Source organism: Pseudomonas sp. ACM7, from assembly GCF_004136015.1.
GTDB classification, from domain to species: domain Bacteria; phylum Pseudomonadota; class Gammaproteobacteria; order Pseudomonadales; family Pseudomonadaceae; genus Aquipseudomonas; species Aquipseudomonas frigoris.
This window is the reverse complement of sequence record NZ_CP024866.1, coordinates 1,352,619-1,369,394: the sequence shown is the minus strand read 5'-3', so window position 1 is coordinate 1,369,394 and position 16,776 is coordinate 1,352,619. Positions and strand designations below refer to the sequence as shown.

The following is a 16,776-nucleotide window of genomic DNA, read 5'->3' as shown; positions in this document are numbered from 1 at the left end:
TGCAGGTCGGAGCGCGGAGCGATAGATAACTATTTCAGCCTTGGCGATATCGATGCCAACAACCGTCTGCGAAGTAAGGATTGTCATGACGAATCCTCGGAGCTAGGGTTTAAGAGCTTGTCGGGGTCTACCGTTGCGCTGGCTTGCCTCTATCGTCGGTTTTACCGATGAATTCCTTATCGGCGCTTTGGGTAGAAAGGGCGGGACGAGAAGTCTCCCACGGTCTGTACTGGTCAGAGTCAGAATCGAGCTTTTAGTCCCGCCCACCCCTTCAAGTCTAAACATACAAGCGAGCTTGCTCGCGATAGCGGTTTTTCATTCAACATTGATGTTGACTGACCCGCCGCCTTCGCGAGCAAGTCGGATCGCCGCACCGCCGCTCCCACAGGGGATCTGCGGATGTCTGCAGAGATTTTTTCGGCGTGACGAGGCGCCGATTCTCATGTGATCCTTGCGCCTTTTTCCAAGGACGATCCTGATCCATGACGCTGTCATCCGCTGCTTCGCCCCGTCTCATCCGTATCGCCGCCGCCCTGTTGATCGGCCCGGACGGTCGCACGTTGTTGGTCCGCAAGCGCGGCACCGAGGCGTTCATGCAGCCGGGGGGCAAGATCGAAGCCCATGAGCAACCGGTCCACGCGCTGGCCCGTGAACTGGAAGAAGAATTGGGCCTGGTCATCGATCCGGCACACGCCACTTATCTGGGGCAATTCTCGGCACCGGCCGCCAACGAGCCGGGTTTTACCGTCCAGGCCGAACTCTTTCAGCTGACCTTCGATTCAGACGTATCGCCTGCGGCGGAGATCGAAGAGGTGCGCTGGATCGACCCGGCCACCGACGGTAATGTCACGCTGGCGCCATTGACACGGGACCTGATCCTGCCGTTTTATCGTGCCTTGTTAACCGAAACTGCCTGATTATTCTCGGACAAAGGACTGCCCATGATCCCGCTTCAAGACTTGCTGATCTTTGCCGCTGCCGCATTGCTGATGGTGCTGACGCCGGGGCCGAACATGATTTACCTGATCTCCCGTTCGATCTGCCAGGGGCGCAAGGCCGGTGTGACCTCGTTGCTCGGTGTGGTCGCGGGGTTTTTCGTGCACCTGTTCGCGGCCGCTGCCGGTTTGACTGCGGTGTTTCTGGCGGTGCCGATGGCCTACGAAGTGCTGAAGTGGGCTGGCGCGCTGTACCTGATGTGGTTGGCCTGGCAAGCCGTCAAACCGGGTGCGCGTTCACCGTTCGAAGCGCAGCAGTTGCCGCCGGACTCGTCGCGCAAACTGATCACCATGGGTTTTCTCACGAGCGCGCTGAACCCGAAGATCGCCGTGTTTTATTTGTCGGTGTTTCCGCAGTTCATCACGCCTGAGCATGGCTCGGTGTTCACTCAAAGCATCACGCTGGGTCTGACTCAGATCAGCGTCAGTTTCAGCGTCAATCTGCTGATCGCGCTGTTCGCCGCGGGCATCGCCTCCTGGTTCGTCAACAACCCGTCCTGGCTGGCGGTGCAGCGCTATTTCATGGGGGTCGTGCTGTCGGCGCTGGCGGTGCGACTGATGCTGGAACAACGACGGATGGCTTGAACATGTGGATTGAACGGCTTGATGCCAGTCATGCCCTGGACTATCGGGCGCTGATGCTCGAAGCCTATGACCTGCATCCCCAGGCGTTTACCTCCAGCGTGCGCGAACGCGCCGTGATGCCATTGAGCTGGTGGGAATCACGCCTGACCAGCAAGCTGGACGTGGTGTTCGGCGCGTTCGAAAACGGTGAGTTGGCGGGCATCGTCGGCCTGGCCTTCGAACCCCGGGAAAAGGCCCGGCACAAGGCGACATTGTTTGGCATGTACGTGTCGGGCAAAGTCCGGCAACGCGGGGTCGGTTATCACCTGGTGCAGGCCGCCCTGGCTGAAGCGCAGGACCATAAAGGTCTGAAGCTGATCCAGCTGACCGTCACCGCCGGCAATGACGCCGCGTTCAACCTGTACCAGCGTTGCGGCTTCATCCAGTTCGGTCTCGAACCTTTGGCGGTACGGGTGGGCGAGGTCTACTTCGACAAAATCCATATGTGGCGAGAGCTCTAAAGATCGCAGCCTCGTTTCACTCGACAGCTCCTACAGGGTTTGGCGAACTCCTGTAGGAGCTGTCGAGTGAAACGAGGCTGCGATCTTTTTATTACCACTATTTAGTCAGCGAACTGCGCTGACGCCGTCGAGTGTCGAGAACGACGTGTCCTTGGCCGTCAGCAGGAAGTCGCGCATGTACGGCGCATCCAGCATGTCGGCGCGAATCCCCGCGTACAGCGTCGCAAACAAACCTTTCTCGCCCAGCCGCTTGGCCTTCACATATCCCCGTGAGCTGTATTCATGCAGCGCCCAATGGGGCATGCCGCACACGCCGCGACCGCTCGCCACCAATTGCATCATCATCACCGTCAGTTCCGACGTGCGGACCTGCGCCGGTTCGATATCGGCCGGTTCCAGGAAACGGGTGAAGATGTCCAGCCGATCACGCTCCACCGGGTAGGTGATCAGCGTTTCCGTGAGCAAATCTTCCGGGACGATGTAGGCCTTGCTCGCCAAACGGTGCTGGTTGGCCACCGCGAGCATCGCTTCATAGGTGAACAACGGCACGTAAGTGATCCCGGCCAGTTCCAGCGGGTCGGACGTCACCACCAAATCCAGATCGCCACGGGCCAATGCCGGCAGTGGGGCGAAAGAAAATCCTGAGGCCAGGTCCAGTTCGACTTCCGGCCAGGCATCGCGGAACTGGTCGATGGTCGGCATCAGCCACTGGAAGCAACTGTGGCACTCGATCGCCATGTGCAAGCGCCCGGCAGTGCCCCCGGCCAGCCGCGCGATATCGCGCTCGGCGCCGCGCAGCAATGGCAGGGTCGCGTCAGCCAGTTGCAGCAGGCGCAAACCGGCACTGGTGAAACGCACCGGTTTGGTCTTGCGCACGAACAGCGGCATGCCCATGCGCTCCTCCAGTTCCTTGAACTGGTGGGACAGGGCCGACTGCGTCAGGTGCAGGCGGTCGGCCGCATCGACCAGGCTATCGGCTTCGCGCAAGGCGTGCAGGGTCTTCAGGTGACGGATTTCAAGCACCGGGGGCTCCATGAGGAAAACTTGTGATCAACACGAAAAGGTTGAGTTTGTCTCATGTTGGGTTGGGTGTCGACAATAGCGCCATGTTTTACAGCATCTTTTATAGGGAGCAATTTCACATGGCCTTGGCACACACACTTGGTTTCCCGCGCATCGGCGCTGACCGCGAACTGAAAAAAGCCCTCGAATCCTACTGGAAGGGCGATCTGGATCAGGACGCGCTGAAAAGCGTCGGCCGCCAATTGCGCGCCACCCATTGGCAATTGCAGAAAGACGCCGGCATCGACCTGCTGCCCGTGGGCGACTTCGCCTGGTACGACCAGGTCCTGACCCATTCCTTGACCTTCGGTGTGATTCCCGAGCGTTTCGACAGCGCCAAGAACTCACGCGGCCTGCCGACCCTCGACACCCTGTTCGCCATGGCCCGTGGCGCCACGGCTGCCTGCTGCGGCGGCGAACACAGCAAAGCGCAATACGCCCAGGAACTGACCAAGTGGTTCGACACCAACTACCACTATCTGGTCCCGGAATTCACCGCTGATCAGCAGTTCAAACTGAGCTGGGAACAGCTGTTCGACGAAGTCGACGAAGCCAAGGCGCTGGGCCACAAGGTTAAACCGGTAATCATCGGTCCACTGACTTACCTGTGGCTGGGCAAGGCCAAAGGCAACGACTTCGACAAGCTCGACCTGCTGGAACGCCTGCTGCCGATCTACGGCGAAATCCTCGGTCGCCTCGCTGCTCAAGGCGTGGAGTGGGTGCAGATCGACGAGCCGATCCTGACCCTCGACCTGCCTCAGGCCTGGAAAAACGCTTTCGAGCGCGCTTATCACATCCTTCAATACTCGCCGCTGAAAAAACTGGTGGCGACCTACTTCAGTGGTCTTGAAGACAACCTCGGCCTGGCGGTCAGCCTGCCGGTACAAGGCCTGCACATCGATGCCGTGCGCGCCCCGGATCAACTCGGCCAGGTGCTGGACCGTCTGCCGACCTACAAGATTCTCTCGGTGGGGCTGGTGAATGGTCGCAACGTCTGGCGCTGCGAACTGGAGCAAGTGCTCGCTCAACTGCAACCGGCCCAGGAACGCTTTGGCGACAACCTGTGGGTCAGCAGTTCCTGCTCACTGCTGCACAGCCCGGTGGATCTGGATCGCGAAGACAAACTCGACCCGGAACTGAAAAGCTGGCTGGCGTTTGCCGTGCAGAAGTGTGGCGAAATCGCCGTGCTGCGTGATGCCTTGAACGACCCGCAATCATCCAAGGTGCAAGCCGCCCTGGCCGAAAGCCGTGCCATTCAAGCCAGCCGTGCCGAGTCGCCGCGTATTCACAAAGCCGAAGTTCAGGCGCGTATCGCTGCCATCGGCGCAACGGACAGCCAACGTCACTCGCCGTTCGCCAAACGCATCGAGCAACAACGTGCGCGGCTGAAACTGCCGGCATTCCCGACCACCACCATCGGCTCGTTCCCGCAGACCGGTTCGATCCGTCTGGCACGCCAGGCCTTCAAGCAAGGCAAGCTGTCGGCCAACGATTACACCGACGCCATGCACAGCGAAATCCGCCATGCCGTGCAAGTTCAGGAACGCTTGGGTCTGGACGTGCTGGTACACGGTGAAGCCGAACGCAACGACATGGTCGAGTACTTCGCCGAGCAACTGGACGGCTACCTGTTCACCCGGTTCGGTTGGGTGCAGAGCTACGGTTCGCGCTGTGTGAAACCGGCGATCATCTACGGCGACCTGAGCCGCCCGAACGCCATGACCGTCGACTGGATCACCTATGCCCAGAGCCTGACCGACAAGGTCATGAAAGGCATGCTCACCGGTCCCGTGACCATGCTGATGTGGTCGTTCCCGCGTGAAGACGTCTCGCGCAAAATCCAGGCGCAGCAGTTGGCCCTGGCCCTGCGTGATGAAGTGGTCGACCTGGAAACCGCCGGCATCAAGATCGTGCAGATCGACGAAGCCGCCTTCCGCGAAGGCTTGCCACTGCGCCGGGCGCAATGGCAGGAATACCTCGATTGGGCGGTGGAAGCCTTCCGCTTGAGCGCATCCGGTGTGCGTGACGAAACCCAGATCCACACCCACATGTGCTACAGCGAATTCAACGATGTGATCCAGTCCATCGCGGCGATGGACGCCGATGTGATCACCATCGAAACCTCGCGTTCAGACATGGAATTGCTGGAGGCTTTTGAAGCGTTCGACTACCCGAATGACATCGGTCCGGGCGTGTATGACATCCACTCGCCACGGGTGCCGGACACGGCCGAGATGGTGAAATTGATGAGCAAAGCCGTGAAGCGCATTCCGGCGGAGCGGTTGTGGGTGAACCCGGATTGTGGGTTGAAGACTCGGGCGTGGCCGGAAACCGAGGCAGCGCTGGTGAACATGGTGGCGGCGGCGCGGCAACTGCGAAGTCAGTTGGCATAAAGTAACCAAAACGGGAGCGGACAAACCGCTCCCGTTTTACGTTCTAAACCTGATCGAAATGTTTGAGTGCTGCTGATTGTTTGCCGATATCGGCATAGGGAAGCGCGGCGTTGTCGGCGTGGGTCAGAAATCGGTGTTCCGGCAGTTTTAGATGAGCCTTCTCGAATGCACCGAATGCAGGTGCTGCCTTGGCATAGTGGAAATGGGCATACCACAGCACCTTGGGAGGTGTTGCAGTCAGATCCCATACTTCGTACTCCTGCAGGTAATCGATTCGACCGTCAGGGCGTTTACCCAGGTTTTTCATTGGGCTCGTTTTGCGTATCTCCAAGACGTGTTGGCCGACCAGGTCGTCGAGCATTCCATCGGTAGGTTTTTTGGTACTCAACGACTGCCGAGTACGCATTTCACGTCCGCGGGTGGTGAGTTCGGCGGCCTTGTCGCGCAGTTGCTGGATGATGGTGTGCTGTGGAGCAATTTCCTCGATGGGAAGGGCGCGCCGGGTCAACTCGCTGGCCTCACTGACCATCATGTGCTCCAGATCGACCGGGAGCATGCCTTGACCCGCATAGGCTTGAACCTTGGCCTCGTACGTCTGCTGCGATTGCAGTCGGCTGCGGGCATCTTCGACCAGGGAGCCAAGGTCCCTTTGAACAGGGCGAGTTGCCTTTTGCGGCGGGTTCAGCAGGCGAAATTTGCCGTTTGAACCTTGTTCCCAAACCTCCTCGAATCCGCCCTGTCCTGTCAGGGAGTATTGCCGTTTTTGGGTCGTCGGTTCCCAGCGTTCCACCCCAATCAGCAATTGATCGTCTTCGGTGGTGAACACCTTTTTGCTGCGTTGCCCGGCAGGGGAAGCGGGAGCCGGCTGATCGATGGCCTTGCGCGCCCGTTCGGCCATTTTTTCGATACCCTCCAGCAGGGGCGGCACGGTGTGCAGATGGAAGTGCTGTGGGTAGCTGGTGGTCCAGACATTCATATTGCGGCGAAACTGCCCGTAAAGATCGAGGCACTCCTGCAATATCTGATTGCGCTGGGCTCTGGTGGCGGTGACTTCCGGCAAGCTGTATTGAGTGAACAAGGAGCGATCGACTTTGGCCCGCAGATTCTCTGCCTGTCCTTGCAGATAGAACCAGGAGATATCTTGGGTTGTGTCAAAGCGTTTGACGATTTCCAGCCGGTGGCCGGTTCTCAAGTAGAGCAGATTGGTCTCGCTGAGCCGCCCGTTCAACATCATGACTTCGGAGCTCAGTTGTGCCTTTTGGGTGCTGACTGTTATGCGCTCGTACCACAGGTTGAGATCGCGCATCGCGGCCTCGATTTGATCCAGCTCGTGCATGAAATCCACACGCACCTTTCTGACGTCTTGCAGAATACGGAAGCGCTCGCTGAGCGCAGTGTCCGGCAGTGCGTCCAGACGGTCGATGAAATCGTCGATCCTGTCGAGCATCTGATCGGCCCGATGATTGGCCAAGAACACCCGTTGCTTGTACCGATCAGTGATCAGCAGGGCGTCATGGCTCTGCATTTCCCTGAGCACGCGCCTTTTGTTGCCATGGGTCAGGGGTAACAGATCAACCAGTGTCTGGTAGTGTCTGCTGGCCAGTTCAATGTCGCCGATACACGCAGCTTCGGTAGCCGGTATCAGTGTCGGACGGTGCTCTACGGCGCTGGCATTGTACTGTTCAATGGCGGCGTTGGTACGCGCAATCCGGGTATCGAGTTGCGGGGCAAAGTCGTCGGCCGCTTCGGTCAGTGCGTGATTTCGGCGAAAAGCCTGATCGGCCCACCATCGCGGCAGGCGTTGGCGAATGGCGGCAGGCCAGAGCGGATCAAGGGTATCCGCCAGATGCCCGAGCGCACCGCCGCCGCCGAGCCCGCCGCCCTCGAAGGTCACCCCGTAGACACCGAAGTAAGTGTCCCAACGCCCTGCTTCATCAAGGCCGATGGGTTGTTTATAGGTTTTTTGACGAGTGCCGCTCAGTCGCCAGTTTCGTGAATCCGTGCTGCGTTCAACCTGAAAGATGCGTCCCTGGCGAACGATAAAGTCGCCGTCGGCGTGACGGTAGATATTGCGGTAAATGCCATGGGTGGCTGGTTGCAGGCCTGTCAGGGAGATCGGCTTTTCGTAATCGTAACCGGCGAAGCGCTGGAAACCGTGCTGTGCTTGACGTTTTGTGCGCCCTTGCAACGCTCCCGTGCTTTTGCCCATTGCTGCCGTTTGACGAAGCCGTGTCAGTGAGCGAGCACCCTTGGCTGAACCGGAGCCTGCGGCAACGCCTGGAAGAATGTCCATGGCGGCATCGATCAATGACAGCAGTACCGATTCAATCTCCGCCAACCCATCGCCGACTTCACCGCGCAATAGTGCCGCGACTGCCCGGTTGGCACTGGTCCAGGCATCGTATAAAGCGATGGCCGTGCCGACAAAGGGCACCACGCCCAACGCCATCTTCATGTAATTGAACGCCCTCGGACCACTGAGCGCGTAGCGCTCCAGGTACAAGGCATCGTTGGAACGGGAGGTTCCGCGATGCGCTTCGATCAGGCGTCCCATATGGGCATTGAGCAGGTGCTCCGCCAGTGACGTTGTTTTCGGCCAGGGCAGCCCCACCCCGATCATGGCGTCGAAATGTTTGAGCACGGCCTGATCGATGCGACTGGTATGGGCCTGCACATTACCCTGCAAGGCCCGGCCCGCCAGGTAACTGACCATTTCGCTACGCAGACACAGGTTGAACAACGCCTTGCGCGCCGATTCCAGGGTGGTGTAGCTCCGCAGGAACTGGCCGTCGGGACTGTCGGGCAGATAGAGCAACGTCATCCCGCTGATTTGCTCTTCAATGAAGGTCACCCCGGACAACGTGGTGGGGCCTTGATTGTGGGTGTCTTTTCCGCCGGCACTCAGGTAGGCCGGCAGAATCGCGATGCGCTTGCGATCAGCGCGCCAGGCTTCCTGGGTGTTGGCGTCGATGGCGATGAGCAACACCTGCAATTCGTCGTGGCTGATTTGTTTCTGCAGTCGCGCGGATTCCCCCTGCAACTTGAGCATCAAGCGCCAGGGCTCGATCAGGCATTCGCGCAGGTGTTCCCTCGCGAAGGCAGATTCGGTTGCCGAGCCGGTGAATGCGTCGCGGATCAACTGTTCATAGGCTTTGGGCAGGTCAAGCTCGGGCAGGGTCTTGCGCAGGTAGCGCAGTGTGATGCCGTTGGCAAGCGCCTGACGCTCGGCAGTGTCTGCTGCGGTGACTTCGACGCGCATGGCGTCCAGTCGCAGTGACAGGGGCTCGAGCTGCATCGACGGGGTGTTGTCGATATTGGTTTGGGCCAGTTCTTCGAGTGACATCTTGCTGCGTGCCTTGCTGGGTACCGCGACGAGTTTCTGCGGGGTTCCCGGGGCGGCACCGTCGGTCAGTTGCTTTTGCAGAGTGACGGAATCCGGCAGGTCAAGTTGCACGTCAAAATGACCCTGGATCGAAAAGTCCTTTCGCAGGCGGGCCTGTAAGTGTTGCCGGGTGAAGTCATCGCGAGGCGTCAGGGCGAGTTCCAGCTGTGTGTGGCTGCGACGCATCGCCACAATGTACGACTCGATCAGGGCCTTGAGTTCAACGCGGTCGGCCACAGACAATTGGGTGAGCCATTCGGGCTTGCGGGTGTACAGCGTGGCACTGCGGTTTTGCTCCAACAGGTGCGAGAACGCCAGGCTTCTGGCTGCATGCCCCGGGACCTGTAAACCGGCGAGGGCGTGCTTGCGCAGTGCTTCCAGTTGATTGGTCGTATCGGTCTGGCGCTGACGTATTTCCCCTGCCTTCTCTTCAAAGTCGGTGGTCTGTTTGTTGAGACTATAGAGCAGGGGGTCGGTACTTATTTTTTTTAGCTGCAAGGCCAGAACGTTGTCCCGGTCCTGGATCTTGAACATCTGTCGCTCCAGCTCTGTGCGGTTGGCGAACCGTTGCAAGCCGCCGCCAGCGCCGGGCCAGTACAGCAAAAGGCTGTGTGGCGATGCGGCGTCGAGCAGCGCCCGGGTGATGACGAAAGGGCCGTTGAGCGCCTGGGTCGTGACTTTGCCGGTATGCTCGGTCATTGACAGTGTCAGGCTGGCAGCGGTGATAGTGGCATCACGATCGGCCGCACGCGGTGTGTCCAATACTGCTTTAAGCAAGCTGAATTCGTCGCTGCTGATCTGTTTCAGGGCCAATTGGAGCTGGGCCTCGGCGCGCAGACCATCCATGTGCGCCAGATACAGCGCGCTGAACTCACGGTTGATAGTCGTAAAGTCGAAGATACGCGACCTGTAAAGCAGGGCGGTTGCGGCCTTGTCGGCGACTTGCTCTGCCGTCTCCAGCGCCTTCAGTGCCGCTTTGAATGGCTGTTGACGGTCGCTTTCGAATTCATCCCCCAATAGCGTTTCGAGTGCATCGCGCTGCCTGTTCAGCGAGACCTGCCGCTGCGACCACGGAATATCGGCATACAGGCTGCCGAACGGCGGTGGTTCGTCTTCATCGACAATGCTTTCGATTGATATCGGGTTATCAAGACCGGGTGGCACGGCGAAAAAGGTTGCGCTCGAATGCGGTGGGTTTAAAAGCAGAGCGCTGATGCCCGCCTTCAGCGGTTGAGTGTTGGCCGTGTATTCAAAGCGGATTTTATCGTCGGGCAGGCCTTGGGGGATGAGAGATTGTCGCGACAGCCAGTCTTCCATGTCGCTGCGCTGAGTGAAGACCTGAATGGGAACAGGCCGGCAAGGTAGATACAGCAACTGCATGGTGGGTTGCCGATCACCCACGCTGATGACCCAGGCGGCGGGGAGTTTCAGGGTACCGCTGTCGCTCAACACCAGGGTCAACTGCTCTGTCTGGATAGGCCGATTGTCCAGGATCAGGCCCGAGGCGGGAGGGTCCATGATCAACAACAGCGGCTTCAACTGCTCGGCGCTGAGGGTTCTGCGAGCGAACGCCACTTGTGCGGCGGCCTCAAAATGACTGCGGTACAACTGACCCGCCCGCTCGCGCCGCGCCACCGGCGTACCGGGTGCTCGGGCGTCCCAATAGGCATTCCAGCGTTCGTTGAGCGATGGTTCAGTGCGGTGGCTTCTCAACGGTGCGGCGGCGAACAACGCTTGCAAACCCTGGCTGCTGTCGCGCCAGCGCGCCGAGGCACTCAGCAACAGGCTTTCATCGGAGTTATCTTTCAGGGGCGGATGGGCCGGTATCACGACCGGCGGGGAGACGGGCAGGGGGCTGAACGCACTTTCATTCATGGCAACGTGTCTCTGTGCAGGGGAGCGGTGTATCCGCTCTTGAAGAGCGCCATTAAAAGAAATCCGCGACCGTCCATGGCACTACATAGTTATCGCGTCGACCATTGGGCGATATTCATGAAACTGTCACGCAACTGTGGCAGCGCGCTTGATCAAACTTCATCAGAATCGCGCTCTACTGGAGTTCTGCGTTTCGGTGTTTTTCATGCGTGTTTTCTTTTTCCTGGCCGCGCTGTTGTTCGGCCTGCCGTCCTTGGCGGCGTCTCGTTGCGATATCAATGTTCCGACCGAGCGGGTCGATCTGGCACAGGTGAGCCTGGCGTACCAGAGTATCGGCCGTGCGTCGGACCCTGCGTTGTTGCTGGTGATGGGCCTGGGTGGGCAGTTGATTCACTGGCCGGATGAGGTGGTGGTCGCGCTGTGTCAGCAGGGTTTTCGGGTCATTCGCTATGACAATCGCGATGTCGGTCTCTCGACCTGGCGGCAAACGCCCGTCGACGCGAACCTGACCTTCGAAGTGCTGCGCTTCAAACTGGGTTTGCCGGTGTCGGCGCCATACACCCTGACCGATATGGCTGACGATGCTTTTGGCTTGATGGATGCGTTGCATGTCGAGCAATTCCACGTGTTGGGCGCGAGCATGGGCGGGATGATTGCCCAGCACATGGCAGCGATGGCGCCGCAACGGGTCGAGAGCCTGACCCTGATCATGACCAGTTCCGGAGCCGAAGGCTTGCCGGCGCCGAGTACGGCGTTGGTGCAACTGTTGTCGCGTCGTGGGGCGCCCAATCGCGAAGTGGCGCTGGAGCAGCAAGCCGATTTGCTGGCGGCGCTAGGCAGCCCGACGGTGAGCGATGATCGACAGGGGCTGCTGCATCAGGCGGCGCTCTCTTATGACCGTGCGTTCAACCCCGAAGGCGTGAAGCGCCAGATCATGGCGATCCTCGCCGAGCGCAGTCGTGTGGCGCTGCTCAATCAACTGCGCGTTCCGACGCTGGTGGTTCACGGCACTGCTGATCCGTTGCTGCCGGTCATGCACGGTGTGCACCTGGCGGCGCATATCCGCGGCAGTCAGCTGAAGTTGATTCCGGGGTTGGCGCATCGTTTCCAGGAGGCGTTCAAGGCGCCGTTGCTGGCGGCGGTGTTGCCGTACTTGCAGGCCCACCGCGAAGACACCTCGCATTGGGCGCAGATTGATCCGGTGGCAACCCCGAATCTCCTGTAATCCCCAATCCAGATGTGGGAGCGGGCTTGCTCGCGAAAGCGGTGTATCAGTCAAGCAGATGGCGACTGACACGATGCCTTCGCGAGCAAGCCCGCTCCCACAAGGGATTAGTGGAACGGCTGCCACCTCGGTCTCGTCGGGTGTATCGTTCGAACTTTCCGGCGCGTTCCAGTCTGCGAGGTGTGTGATGAGTGCCCCCCTGAAAATCGATTTCGTCAGCGACGTGTCCTGCCCCTGGTGCGTCGTCGGCCTTTACGGCCTGACCCGAGCCCTGGATTTGCTGGGCGACGAGGTGCAGGCCGAGATCCGTTTCCAGCCGTTCGAATTGAACCCGAAGATGGGCCCGGAAGGGCAGAACATCACCGAACACATCACCGAGAAGTACGGCTCGACGCCCGAGCAATCCCAGAAGAATCGCGAGATGATCCGCGCGCGTGGCGCCGAGGTCGGGTTTGCGTTTCGCACGGACGGCAACAGTCGCATCTACAACACCTTCGACGCCCACCGCTTGCTGTTCTGGGCGGGACTGGAGGGGTTGCAGTTCAATCTGAAAGAGGCGCTGTTCAAGTTGTATTTCACCGAGGGCGGCAATCCGTCCGACCATGGGCAATTGGCGCAGATCGCTCAAAGCGTTGGCCTGGATCGGCAGCGGGCCGAGGCGATACTGGCGTCGGATGAATTCGCCAAAGAAGTTCGCGAGGAAGAGCAGCTGTGGCTATCGCGCGGGGTGAGTTCGGTGCCGACCGTTGTTTTCAACGGGCAGTACGCCGTCACTGGCGGTCAGCCAGTGGAGACGTTTGTCGGGGCGATTCGGCAGATCATGAGTGAAGCGAAGGGCGGGACGGTCAGCTGATTCCCACAAAACTTGTAGCAGTTGCCGAGCCTGCGAGGCTGCGTTCGGCTGCGAAGCAGTCGCAAAACTTGCCACCGTGTTCTTTCAGGAAAACGGCATTGATCGGATTACGACTGCTACGCAGCCGAACGCAGCCTCGCAGGCTCGGCAGCTGCTACAGGCGGGTTTCGGGCAGGATCAAAAATCTCAGCCGTGAAGGCGCACCCAAACGCTGACCAGCACCGTCGCCGCCATCAACCAAGCCACCGCCGCTACAGCGAGCGAAGCCTCCAGCCGCATCCGGTCCACCATCACATACAACGTCGCCAGGTAGATGAAGTAAGGAATGATCGACCACATCCCAAACACGATGGTGGTCTTCAAATCCTCCAGCGAACGGCCCTTGCCGACGATGTAATGAGCAATCAACGCAAAGGTCGGAAACAGCGGCACCAATCCGGCGATGTAATAGTTTTTGGTCTTGGCCAGCGCGGCGAGGATCACCACCACGGCCGCGCCCAAGGTTGCTTTGAGAATCAGGTCCATCAGTGGCTCAGCCCGTACTTCTTCACTTTGTCGAACAGCGTGGTCTTGGCCATCCCGAGTTCCAGACTGGCCTGGGTCAGGTTGCCGCCGCTGCGCTGCAGTGCGTCGCTCAGCAGGTTGCGTTCAAAAGCTTCTACCGCTTCGGCGAAGGCCAGGCCCTGATTGCTGCCGCTGGCGCCGGATTTCTTGAAGGCCGGCAGGCCGAGGGCAAAACGCTCGGCGACGTTGCGCAGTTCGCGCACGTTGCCCGGCCAGTCGTGGCTCATCAGGTTCGACAGGGTCTGGTTGTCCAGGTCAGGCACAGCACGGTCGAAGCGCAGGGACGACTGCTGCAGAAAATGTTCGAACAATTGCAGGATGTCTTCGCGTCGTTCGCGCAGCGGTGGCAATTCGAGGGTCACCACGTTCAGGCGGTAATACAGGTCGCTGCGAAACTCGCCAGCCTTGCTCGACTCATCCAGATCGGACTTGGTCGCCGCGATCACCCGGCAATCCACCGCCACACTCTGGTTCGAGCCGAGGCGTTCCAGGGTGCGTTCCTGCAATACCCGCAGCAGTTTGATTTGCAGCGGCAGCGGCATGCTTTCCACTTCGTCGAGAAACAGCGTGCCGCCGTCGGCGTGTTCGATCTTGCCGATTCGTCGTTTCCCGGCACCAGTGAAGGCGTTGGCTTCATGGCCGAAGATTTCGCTTTCGAACAGGTTTTCCGGCAGGCCGCCGCAGTTCAGTGCGACGAACTGCTTGGTGTGCCGCCGACTGAAGTCGTGCAGGCAACGCGCAACCAGCTCTTTACCGGTGCCGGTCTCGCCTTCGATCAGCACGTTGGCCGACGTATCGGCAACGTTGGCGATCAATTCCCGCAGGTTCTGCATGGCTGGCGAGCGGCCGATGATTCGGCCTTCGAGGGAATCCCGTTCCGCCAGTTGCCGACGCAACGAAGAGACTTCCCGCGCGAGGCTGCGTTGCTCCAGCGCACGGCGCGCCACATCGACCAGACGTTCGGGGGAGAAAGGTTTCTCCATGAAGTCATAGGCGCCTTTCTGCATCGCACCGACAGCCATGGAGATGTCGCCGTGACCGGTAATCAGCACCACCGGCAGGCTGCGATCGCGGGCCTTGAGTCGGGTCAGCAATTCCAGACCGTCGATGCCCGGCAGGCGGATGTCGCTGATGACGATCCCGGCAAAGTTATCGCCGACCCGCTCCAGCGCTTCTTCGGCGCTGCCCACGCCCACGCAAGGAATGTCTTCCAGGGTCAGCGCCTGTTGGCAGCCGAGCAGCACATGGGGGTCGTCTTCGACGATCAGCACACTAAGGTCATTGTTCATATTGGCTCGGCGTGAGTGGGGCTTACCAACGGTAAACTGAGGACGAAGGTGGTACCACCGCTGGCCGGGTGCTCGACACCCAAGTGCCCGCCGGTGGCGGCGGCCAGGCTGGCAGAAAGGGTCAGGCCGAGGCCCAGGCCCTGTTCGCCGGGTTTGGTGGTGAAGAACGGTTCGAACAAATGCTTGCGCGCTTCGGCGTCGATGCCGTGGCCGTTGTCGCGTACACGAAGGCGATATTTGCCATCGAACTCTTCGCCTTCGAGCCACAGTTCTGGCAGCGGCTGTGCCTGCATGGCGTCTAGGGCGTTGCCGATCAGGTTGACCAGAATCTGCTCCAGACGGGTCTGGTCGATCTGTACCTGCAGATCGGCGAAGTCTCGGTGCAGTTGCAGATGCGCGCTTTCCACGCGACCACCGAGCAGCTGCAAGGCTGCATCCACCGCTTTGCCGAGGCTGGCCTGACCTTTGTCGTCACCGCGGCGAGCGAACGAACGCAGGCTGGCGGTGATCCGGCCCATGCGGTCGATCAATTCGTTGATGGTCTTGAGGTTGGTGCAGGCAACGTCCAGTTGACCGCGTTCCAGAAAACGCACGGTGTTGCCGGACAAGGTCCGCAGCGCCGCCAGTGGCTGGTTCAATTCGTGGGCGATGCTGGTGGACATCTGGCCGATGGCCGCAAGTTTACCCGCCTGCACCAGTTCATCCTGGGCGCGGCGTAGCGTCTCTTCGGCCAGACGCCGTTCGCGGATCTGACCCTTGAGCTGTTCGTTGCTGGCGCGCAGATCAGTGGTGCGTTCGGTAATCCGACGCTCCAGTTGATTGTTGGCTTCCTGCAAGGCTTCCCGGGCGGCCAGGCGCGTGGCAATGACCTTGCGCCGCTCGTTCCAGGCGATCAGCAGGAACGCCACCAGGGCAAACGCCACCGCCACCAGAATCCCCTGATTGATCGCTTCGCGCCGCAAATCCTGCAGGGGGGTGAGCAGGGTGAAATTCCACGGGGTATCGCTCAATGGCCGGGTTTGCGAGAGGTAGCTGATGTCCTCTTCATCTGATTCCACTTCGCTGTTGGCGGGGAAGGTGAGTTTTTCCTCGCCTTCGGCCAGTCGTTCACGGGCCAGCGGTTGCAGTTCATTCAGTGGGAACCAGTAGTACTGAAGGCTGCGGGCCAGTTTTTCCTTGGTCTCGTCGCTCAGCGGCACAACCGATTTCAGGCGCCGTGCCGGATCGCTGGAAAGAATGATGATGCCGTTCTCGTCGCTGACGAAAGCTTCCAGCCGTGCGCGCTGCCAGCGTTCTTCCATGGCTTCGAGGCGGACCTTGACCACTGCGACGCCAATAATCTTGCCGTGTTCTTCCAGGCCATGAGCCAGGTAATAACCGGGCTCGCCGTTGGTGCTGCCGATGCCATAGAAGCGCCCCGGCTGGCCGCGCACGGCATTCTGGAAATAGGCGCGGAAGGACAGGTCTTCGCCCAGGTAACTGTCGACATCGCGCCAGTTACTGGTGGCCATGACACGGCCGGTGGTATCCATCACATAGATAGCCCGACTGCGGCTGCGCCGGTTCAGGCCTTCGAGGTATTCATTGACCGTCTGCCGGTGTTCCGGTGACGGGTCGGCCAACAGCTTCGAAACGCTGGATTCGAGTTCCAGCAGGCTGGGCAGGTAGGTGTACTTGCTGATCTCGCTCTCGACGGCGCGGGCGTGCAGTTCCAGCTGACGCTGGCCGTTCTCGCTGAGGCTGCGGATCCCGTAGTGTTCACTGACCCAGAAGCCGAGGTAACCCAATCCGATCATCAGGGCGATGACCAGCGGCGGCAGGAACAGATGGCGAATCAGACGGGGTTTCACGGCGAGTGATGGCGGCGCGGCGCGATAGAGAGTGGAGTCGCATTTCATCACAGATGCCTTGGGTCAACCACAACTACAAGCCCCGAAGATCCCGTGTAGGAGCTGCCGCAGGCTGCGATCTTTTGATCTGCTCAGCAGGCAACTTGTTGCCTGAGCTGGCGCCAACATCAAAAGATCGCAGCCTGCGGCAGCTCCTACAGGGG

The 16,776-nt window shown here is 60.0% G+C and carries 11 protein-coding genes; 6 read left to right on the top strand and 5 right to left on the bottom strand.

Features of this window, described 5'->3' with window-relative positions; translation table 11 throughout:
* Positions 1 to 482 precede the first annotated feature (482 nt).
* Genes CUN63_RS06565 through CUN63_RS06555 form a run of 3 tightly spaced genes read left to right on the top strand, consistent with a single transcriptional unit; the run spans position 483 to position 2,080 of the window.
* On the top strand, positions 483 to 917 hold the full coding sequence (locus tag CUN63_RS06565; RefSeq protein ID WP_129438068.1) for an NUDIX domain-containing protein: 435 nt from the start codon (positions 483 to 485) through the stop codon (positions 915 to 917).
* 24 nt (positions 918 to 941) lie between these two features.
* Positions 942 to 1,580, top strand: coding sequence for a LysE family translocator (locus CUN63_RS06560; RefSeq protein ID WP_129438066.1), 639 nt, complete (start codon positions 942 to 944; stop codon positions 1,578 to 1,580).
* Positions 1,581 to 1,582: 2 nt separating this feature from the next.
* The gene (locus CUN63_RS06555; RefSeq protein WP_129438064.1) at positions 1,583 to 2,080 is read left to right on the top strand and encodes a GNAT family N-acetyltransferase; all 498 of its coding nucleotides are present in this window, start codon (positions 1,583 to 1,585) and stop codon (positions 2,078 to 2,080) included.
* A 105-nt stretch (positions 2,081 to 2,185) separates the two neighbouring features.
* On the opposite strand, the gene metR is transcribed toward CUN63_RS06555, so the two are convergent.
* Positions 2,186 to 3,103 (bottom strand): transcriptional regulator MetR, encoded by a 918-nt coding sequence (metR, locus tag CUN63_RS06550; RefSeq protein ID WP_008155262.1) that lies wholly within the window; start codon positions 3,101 to 3,103, stop codon positions 2,186 to 2,188.
* 119 nt (positions 3,104 to 3,222) lie between these two features.
* On the opposite strand from metR, the gene metE reads away from it, so the two are divergent.
* The gene (gene metE / locus CUN63_RS06545; RefSeq protein ID WP_129438062.1) at positions 3,223 to 5,535 is read left to right on the top strand and encodes a 5-methyltetrahydropteroyltriglutamate--homocysteine S-methyltransferase; all 2,313 of its coding nucleotides are present in this window, start codon (positions 3,223 to 3,225) and stop codon (positions 5,533 to 5,535) included.
* 43 nt (positions 5,536 to 5,578) lie between these two features.
* Here metE and CUN63_RS06540 read toward each other — a convergent pair whose 3' ends face one another.
* Positions 5,579 to 10,792, bottom strand: coding sequence for a dermonecrotic toxin domain-containing protein (locus tag CUN63_RS06540; protein WP_129438060.1), 5,214 nt, complete (start codon positions 10,790 to 10,792; stop codon positions 5,579 to 5,581).
* 205 nt (positions 10,793 to 10,997) lie between these two features.
* Here CUN63_RS06540 and CUN63_RS06535 point away from each other — a divergent pair, with 205 nt between their 5' ends.
* Both CUN63_RS06535 and CUN63_RS06530 read left to right on the top strand, forming a co-directional pair.
* On the top strand, positions 10,998 to 12,017 hold the full coding sequence (locus CUN63_RS06535; RefSeq protein ID WP_129438058.1) for an alpha/beta fold hydrolase: 1,020 nt from the start codon (positions 10,998 to 11,000) through the stop codon (positions 12,015 to 12,017).
* Between the two features lie 187 nt (positions 12,018 to 12,204).
* Positions 12,205 to 12,870, top strand: coding sequence for a DsbA family oxidoreductase (locus CUN63_RS06530; protein ID WP_129438056.1), 666 nt, complete (start codon positions 12,205 to 12,207; stop codon positions 12,868 to 12,870).
* Between the two features lie 186 nt (positions 12,871 to 13,056).
* On the opposite strand, the gene CUN63_RS06525 is transcribed toward CUN63_RS06530, so the two are convergent.
* The 3 genes from CUN63_RS06525 to CUN63_RS06515 are packed head-to-tail and all read right to left on the bottom strand — an operon-like array spanning position 13,057 to position 16,621.
* Positions 13,057 to 13,386 carry a GlpM family protein gene (locus tag CUN63_RS06525; RefSeq protein ID WP_177327890.1) on the bottom strand — a complete coding sequence of 110 codons (330 nt, stop codon included), beginning with the start codon at positions 13,384 to 13,386 and terminating at the stop codon, positions 13,057 to 13,059.
* An 8-nt stretch (positions 13,387 to 13,394) separates the two neighbouring features.
* On the bottom strand, positions 13,395 to 14,723 hold the full coding sequence (locus CUN63_RS06520) for a sigma-54 dependent transcriptional regulator (protein WP_008155247.1): 1,329 nt from the start codon (positions 14,721 to 14,723) through the stop codon (positions 13,395 to 13,397).
* Positions 14,720 to 16,621 carry a sensor histidine kinase gene (locus CUN63_RS06515; RefSeq protein ID WP_129438054.1) on the bottom strand — a complete coding sequence of 634 codons (1,902 nt, stop codon included), beginning with the start codon at positions 16,619 to 16,621 and terminating at the stop codon, positions 14,720 to 14,722. Before CUN63_RS06515 ends, CUN63_RS06520 begins: the two co-directional genes overlap by 4 nt.
* Positions 16,622 to 16,776 lie beyond the last annotated feature (155 nt).